6 protein-coding genes are annotated in these 7379 nt (G+C 45.2%); 4 read left to right on the top strand and 2 right to left on the bottom strand.

Annotated features, from left to right (window positions below):
* The first annotated feature begins 43 nt into the window (after positions 1-43).
* Complete coding sequence (locus CIK98_RS10730) at positions 44-1843, top strand: AAA family ATPase (protein WP_094384237.1); 1800 nt, start codon at positions 44-46, stop codon at positions 1841-1843.
* Positions 1844-1855: 12 nt separating this feature from the next.
* Here the strand turns inward: CIK98_RS10730 and CIK98_RS10725 are convergent, their stop codons facing one another.
* Positions 1856-3475 carry a hypothetical protein gene (locus CIK98_RS10725; protein WP_141210510.1) on the bottom strand — a complete coding sequence of 540 codons (1620 nt, stop codon included), beginning with the start codon at positions 3473-3475 and terminating at the stop codon, positions 1856-1858.
* A gap of 199 nt (positions 3476-3674) precedes the next feature.
* Here CIK98_RS10725 and CIK98_RS10720 point away from each other — a divergent pair, with 199 nt between their 5' ends.
* From CIK98_RS10720 to CIK98_RS10710, 3 genes are all read left to right on the top strand, one after another.
* Positions 3675-5867: a TonB-dependent siderophore receptor gene (locus CIK98_RS10720; RefSeq protein ID WP_172409907.1), complete on the top strand. Its 2193-nt coding sequence runs from the start codon at positions 3675-3677 to the stop codon at positions 5865-5867.
* Between the two features lie 13 nt (positions 5868-5880).
* Positions 5881-6810, top strand: a complete 930-nt coding sequence (locus CIK98_RS10715) for a DUF4249 domain-containing protein (RefSeq protein WP_094384233.1) — start codon at positions 5881-5883, stop codon at positions 6808-6810.
* A 70-nt stretch (positions 6811-6880) separates the two neighbouring features.
* Positions 6881-7141: a hypothetical protein gene (locus tag CIK98_RS10710; RefSeq protein ID WP_141210509.1), complete on the top strand. Its 261-nt coding sequence runs from the start codon at positions 6881-6883 to the stop codon at positions 7139-7141.
* Between the two features lie 71 nt (positions 7142-7212).
* Here the strand turns inward: CIK98_RS10710 and CIK98_RS10705 are convergent.
* Positions 7213-7379 (bottom strand): Hsp20/alpha crystallin family protein (locus tag CIK98_RS10705; protein WP_141210508.1); only part of this gene is annotated, 167 nt, incomplete at its 5' end.

Genomic DNA, 7379 nt, shown 5'->3' with positions numbered 1-7379 from the left:
TTGCACGCAAATAATGTGATGTTCATCAAATAGAATGAAAGTCATGGAGAAATACAAGCTGTTGCCGTATGGCATATCCAACTATGCGCAGATTAAGCGCGAAGGAAAGTATATGGTTGACAAGACCAAGTATCTTGAACTAATGGAAAGGGCGGGAAACTTCCTTTTCTTCATACGTCCGCGTCGCTTCGGCAAGAGTCTCTTCTTGTCGATGATGGAGTCATATTATGACATTGAGGCAAAGGCCAACTTCGACCTCTTGTTTGGAGATACATACGTGGGGAGTCATCCTACGACAGAGCATAATGAATACCAAGTACTTAGGCTTGACTTCTCTATCACAGGCGGCAACATTGACGAATTGCGTGAGAATGTATATGGATATATAGATGTCACTTATGGCATATTCGTCTCAAAATATGCCAAGTATTATCCCGCAGGATATGAGGAGGGTTTTTATAAGCAGAAATCTACAAGTGACCGAATGAACTATGTACATGCTATGATTAAGAGGTATGACGTGAAAGCATATCTCATCATTGATGAATACGACAACTTCACTAATAATGTCCTCAATAAGCATGGCGAATCCGTATATCATGCAATGACTCATGCCGAAGGGTTCTATCGGGAACTGTTCAAGCGCTTCAAGCCGAGCTTCACCCGTATTCTCATGATGGGAGTAAGCCCTGTCACTATGGATGATGTGACAAGCGGATATAACATCGCCACGGCTCTTACTTTGGAGGAACATTTTAATGAGATGTTAGGTTTTAGTGACGAGGAGGTTCGTCAGATAATACGTTATTACAATGAGGTCGGCGCATTTTCGTTAGACGAGGATGAGACACTTGCGGCCATGCGCCCGTGGTATGACGGATATTGCTTCTCGGAATATGCAAATGTTGAAGGACATCACGTCTTCAACACTGACATGGTGCTTTATTACTTGAAGAGTTTCCTCTTAAACGGTAGAGAACCTGCCGACATGATCGACCCCAATGCCAAGACCGACTATGCCAAGCTCGACCGCATTGTGCGTCTCGACAAGATTGAAGGCGACCGTAAGGGTGTGCTATTGGAGATTGCCCAAAATGGATTTACATACGGAAGAGTGAAGCGCTCCTTTCCTGCTAACCAACTGACTGATCCCAACATGTTCAAGAGCCTATTGTTCTATTATGGTATGGTGACAATCAAAGGTATGCGTGGTGCCCAATGCATACTTGGCATACCCAATAAAAATGTCCGCGAGCAGTATTACAACTATCTGCTTGTGGAATACAATAAGATACATACAATTGACTTGTCAAAACTCACCGACAGTTTTGATGATGCTGCCCTTGACGGCAAATGGCGCCCTATGATGGAACATATCTGTCGCCAATATCACGACACCACCTCCGTTCGCAGCCTCATCGAGGGTGAACGCAATCTCCAAGGCTTCATGAATGCCTTGCTAACTCTTAATCCCTATTACATCACATGTCCAGAGGTGGAATTGAATCACGGCTATTGCGAATCTTCGTGCAAGTCGAGTGCAAAGCCAAGCTCGCTTGAGCTTTGCCGAGCGCAGCCGAAGATGCCCTTTGGGCAATTCTTCCTCATGCCAGACCTCACACGCTATCCCGACATCCGTCATTCCTACATCATCGAACTGAAATATCTTCCGATGACCGCCACCGACGCCGATGCAGAGAAGCAATGGAACGAAGCAGTGGAACAGATACGCGGTTATGCCAAGGGTGAGGTGGTACGCCAGATGACCCAAGGCACAGAACTCCATCTTGTCATAGCCCAGATAAAAGGTTATGACCTGCTTCGTCTCGACAAGGTGGAGTGAGAAAGGTATTAATCATCCAAGCTCCTCTATCCACTCGAACTTCTTCATCCATCTCCATACGGTCACGCGAGACATATTTGTGGTATTCTTAATCTGTACATTGGAAAGACCGATGCGCAGCAGATAGCAAAATTGTATCTGCTGCTCTGTGAGTGCATCACATTTATTAACCATCTGCTCCTTGAAATCAGGATATAGAGCATCAACCGCGGAAAACAGTTGATCCCAGTCGGACTGCGACATTGTCTTTGCTCCATTAGACGACTGTCTTATTGATTCAATAATTTTCTCGGCCTTTCCAGTCAACTCTGACTTGTGTAGCAGTCTGAGCAGAGTCTTATTCTGTGCCATTTTTTCTTTCAGTTCACTTTCTTTCTGTAGCAATTGATTTCGTAAGTCCTCATCCAAACTATTAACACGTTCTATCTCAGCATTAAGAGACAGTATTTTTTTCATTTGTTTGTTCCTCCTTGTTATATGTATAACATATCCCAAACAGAGCAGAAGGATGGCAATGAAAGCCCCCACATACAACGTGCGACGATACTTCTCTTTCTGCTCGCTGAGTGTCCGCTCTCTATTCTTGTCAATATAATACTTGTGTTGGTTGTTTATCTGCGCAGCCATCTCCTGTCGCTTGCCAAAATCCAAGGAATCACTTAGTTGCATATAAGAATATGCCAAGCGGCAGGCTGTCTTGTCATCACCATTACTCTTATTCAACGCAAACAACAACTTGGTTGCATCATATCTTTCTTCCAAACTCTCGGATAATTCAAGGGCCTTCTCACAATATGCGATTGCGGAATCTTTTTTCTCAACACAATCATAATAATATGCAAAAAACAGAGAGGGTATGAATCCACTGCATATCGACGAGTCCTTCATTATCATGGTATGGCACAGGCTCGCCATTCGCTTATTGTTGATCATGGAATAATAATACAACACATATACAAGATCATCATAATTCCTTTCGTGAACACTTGAAGCACGGATAATATTGAAAGCGGAGTCTGTTGCCGCAGAGGCTAACGACAAACTATCGAGGCCTATATACGATGAACACAGATGGAGATAGGGAATCAGCCTGTCTGAATCCAATAACCGGCACACTTCAAGCTCCTTTCTTGCCATAAGTGCGGCATTTCCATAATCTTGAACATTATAGTACAGGTCATTAAGATTGGAATAAGTATTGCGCAACATAACAGTATCATATACCATACCTGATTGGGCATAATCCAAAGAATTAAGGAAATACTCCAAGGCACGTGGAGTATCACAAAGGTCGCGATATACACTTCCTGCATAGTAATACACCTCCTGCCTCTCCAATGAAGATCCCTTATCGCCAAAATATCCCATTAGATTCCGGATAGCCACATCGGAAGTAGCTGTTCTGTAAGCCTTGTCGCAAAGGCGTATCTTCAAAAGCTCATACTTGTTCCTCACGTATTCTGATTCTCCTCGGACACCTGCGTCAAGCGAATCGAGCATAAGCAACGCTGTGTCGGGATTGGAGTCGCCGACACGCTTTATGTTATCCAGTGCATCTATATACCTGCTTCTCCCGCATGACAAGAGAGACACCAGCAATACATACAGGCAGTACCTTTGTATATTTCTCATACGCTTCATATATTTTGTCGGCAAATATACAGCTTTTTTATCAGATGACCAGGAAAACAGTTAAACAATTTGTTACATCACCGTATGTTTTGTATCATTTTAATATTATTTTCATAGGCAGAAACACATTGAAACACCTTTTTTGCACCATTAGTCGATATTTATGCTTACTTTGCAGCCGAAAAAATTAAATATGCCAATGAAATCATTCTATTCATTATTACTTTTATGCGGATTGGGGCTGACTGCCCACGCACAAATTGACAGTGTGGCACACCACCTGAAAGAGGTGGTCGTGTTGGGACATGACTCACGGACGGACAATCTGCTTACGCCACAGACGGGAGGTGTGGTTATCAAGGGAGTGGCTATAGCCAATATGCCGGTGATGCTCGGGGAACCTGACGTGCTGAAAGCATTGCAGACCCAGACGGGAGTAAGTAGCGGAATAGAGGGATTCACCGGGATATACGTCAGAGGAGGCGAGAACGACCAAAACCTCTATATGCTACACCGACTGCCACTATACAACGTAAACCACCTTGGCGGACTGTTCTCGTCGTTTAATGTGGCAATGGTGGAGAACGTGAAGTTCTTCAAGGCGGGATTCCCTGCAGAATACGGCGGAAGAGTGGCAAGCGTAACTGACATTCAACTAAAGAGAAGCGACTTTGAGGAATATCACGGACAGGCTTCCATCGGACTGCTCTCTGGCAATCTATACATCACAGGACCAATCATCGAGGACAGGCTCGCCTTCTCGGCAAGCGTAAGACGCTCGTGGATGGAACTCGTCACCATCCCCACCCTCGCCATAATAAACAACAGCAAAAAGATAAACGGCGAGAAGATTATCGGCAGATATTCTTTTATGGACATTAACCTCAAACTCGACTACAACATAACTGATTACATTGACGGATTCACGCATTTCTATTTGGGAAGGGACAGGACAAAATTAGGTTCGGAAAACTTCTCAAGTGGCGACAACTCATACTTGGAGAAAAACACCATAAAGCTAAACTGGGGAAGTATCGGAGCAGTGACTTGCCTAAACTTCAAGCCTACCGACAACTTCTTCATCTCGGCTGATGCCTACATCACTCACTTCGACTCAAAATACAAACAGAATGCCGAAGAGTCATACGATGACTCACACGCTTACAGCTATAAGAATGACATTAACAGCATTGAGGATTATGGTGCATCGTTGAGGGCATCGCTGTCGCCATCATCAAATGTAAAAATAGAAGCCGGAACTGAATTCATTCATCACATATACAAACCAGAGGAACTCGAGATAACAGGAAGTAATGGATTCGGATTGGCGACACCGCTTGGCTCGGCGGCGGAAACATCCGGCAACGAACTCTCGGTATGGGAAAACAACATCTTCGCCCCATTCGAATGGCTGCAACTGAATGCGGGAGTGAGGTTCACACAGTATTCATCATCGGGCAAGAGCCACAAGCGACTTGAACCGAGAGCTAACATAAGGGTTTCGCTGACGGATTTCCTAAGTATAAAGGCGGGATATGCCCGCACAAACCAGTACGTACAGCAGTTGTGCAACAGTTACGTCAGTCTGCCTACTGAGCCTTGGATTCCCATTGCCGACAAGTGGGAACCACTGAAGAGCGACATCGTGTCGGCAGGAATATACGGAGACATTACCGACGAGGTGTTCTTCGCCGTGGAAGGCTACTACAAATGGATGGACAACCTGCTCGAATATCGCGAGGATAACATCATGTTCACAGCCCTCACAAACTGGAACGACAAACTTACCTCGGGACGTGGTGAGGCATACGGCATTGACCTGAGCGTAAACAAGAATAAGGGACGTCTGACGGGAACAGTGGGCTACGGACTGATGTGGAACAACAGACAGTTTGACGAACTGAACAGGGGAGACTGGTTTCCAGCCAAATATGACAACAGGCACAAGATCAACGTCAACTGCCAATACGAGGTTAAGGAAAACGTGAAGCTCAACGTGGCATGGACATATATGTCGGGCAACCGTATGACACTGTCGCTCAACAACTACAAGGGATTAGGAGGGGCAGGCTTCGACAGCGATATGGCACCAATAGGCATCTTCGACACTGCATGGGGACTGAACGAATATGGCAAACGCAACAATGTTAGATTGCCGGCATACCACCGCCTCGACCTCGGCGTCAGTTTCATTCACAAGATCTCCGTCTCCAAGGAGAGTATCCTGAACATAGGACTATACAATGCCTACTCGCGCATGAATCCAATTGTCATAAAGAAGGACGGACTGATTCGACCATATATAGAAGACGGACCAAAATGGCGCACCAAGTTCAGGACTCTTGGACTGCTGCCGGTGATACCTTCAATATCATATACATATAAATTCTAAAACAACGACAATCATGAAAAAGCAGACAATAATAATATCGGCAATGACTATAATGTCGCTCGCCTCATGCTATAACGACATAGACATGGAGAAATATCGTGGAAAACAACAGGTTGTACTTAACTGCATTGCCAACAGCGACACCACGATAATGGCTGACGTAAGTTCTACTTGGTTTTTCACCGAAGGATATCCATCGGAGGACATTAAGGGACTCGACATCGATATAACCATTGACGGGGAAACTAAAGGCAGGATGACATACGACGGCGAGAAATACCAATCGTTAATCCGCCCAAAGGCAGGCGAGCACATTGCCATAAGCACCACTGTTGACGGCAAAACCATATCAGCAGAAGATGTTATGCCTGAGGAAACGACAATATCACATATCGACATAACCCACAAACATACAAACGGCATGGAGGAAGTGTTTACATACGAGATACACTTCAACAACAATGCTTCGGCTTATAGATATTATTTCGCAAAAATAGGAGCCGTTGACTATATCAGTCAGGTAGGCACACTCGACTATTCTGCCGACCCTGCCTTCCGTCTTACATCAGAACGCATAAACAAGACATTTGCATCGCTGAAACTTGAAGGTCAAAACGGAATGCCTTTCACTAACGAGGCAATGCAAAAAGGGGACTGCTGCATCAGGATAACGGAAAAGGGTGACTATACATACTATATGGGGGAAAATGCCCGACTGCGCAATGTGACGCTATACTCCATCTCCGAGGCCTACTACAAGTATCTTATCTCCGTCCTATCAAATGACAGCGAGAGTTCATGGCAAGGAGGACTTACTGACATCGGATTGTCGGAACCAGTGAGGATATTCAGCAACATCAAAGGTGGATGCGGTATTTTCGGATGCCTTCATTCTGACAAAAAGACGGTTGAGTTGCCAAATGCCAGGAACACTGGCGAGTGACAATCGTTACGGAATAATTGTTTAAATTTGCACGCAAATAATGTGATGTTCATCAAATAGAATGAAAGTCATGGAGAAATACAAGCTGTTGCCGTATGGCATATCCAACTATGCGCAGATTAAGCGCGAAGGAAAGTATATGGTTGACAAGACCGCCACCGACGCCGATGCCGAGAAGCAATGGAGCGAAGCCGAGGAACAGATACGCGGATATGCCAAGGGCGAAGTGGTGCGCCAGATGACCAAAGGCACAGAACTCCATCTTGTCATAGCCCAGATAAAAGGCTACGACCTGATGCATCTCGACAAGGTGGAGACAGAAAGGGATTGATTATTTGCGATAAAAAAACAGGCGGGGATTAACCTGTGTAATCCTCGCCTGTCAGGGTGTGATACATAGCGTTATGCTATATCAATCTGACGCTGAATCTTCTTTACATCGTCCTTGGTGACCTTCGGCATTGTGATAGTCAGTACGCCGTCGTCCACCTTGGCTGCGATGTTGTCCTTGACGATGTCGTCAGGCAGCACGTAGGTCTGCTGGTAGTTGGAGTAGCTGAACTCGCGAC

This window comes from Prevotella sp. P2-180 (assembly GCF_002251435.1).
Classification (GTDB): domain Bacteria; phylum Bacteroidota; class Bacteroidia; order Bacteroidales; family Bacteroidaceae; genus Prevotella.
Note: the sequence above shows the minus strand (reverse complement) of the source record. Positions and strands in the feature narration are given on the sequence as shown.

Excerpts from the sequence above, each read along its gene's own strand:
- CIK98_RS10730 (WP_094384237.1), top strand. The coding sequence starts at position 44 with ATGGAGAAATACAAGCTGTTGCCGTATGGCATATCCAACTATGCGCAG.
- CIK98_RS10725 (WP_141210510.1), bottom strand. The coding sequence starts at position 3,475 with ATGAGAAATATACAAAGGTACTGCCTGTATGTATTGCTGGTGTCTCTC.
- CIK98_RS10720 (WP_172409907.1), top strand. The coding sequence starts at position 3,675 with ATGAAATCATTCTATTCATTATTACTTTTATGCGGATTGGGGCTGACT.
- CIK98_RS10715 (WP_094384233.1), top strand. The coding sequence starts at position 5,881 with ATGAAAAAGCAGACAATAATAATATCGGCAATGACTATAATGTCGCTC.
- CIK98_RS10710 (WP_141210509.1), top strand. The coding sequence starts at position 6,881 with ATGGAGAAATACAAGCTGTTGCCGTATGGCATATCCAACTATGCGCAG.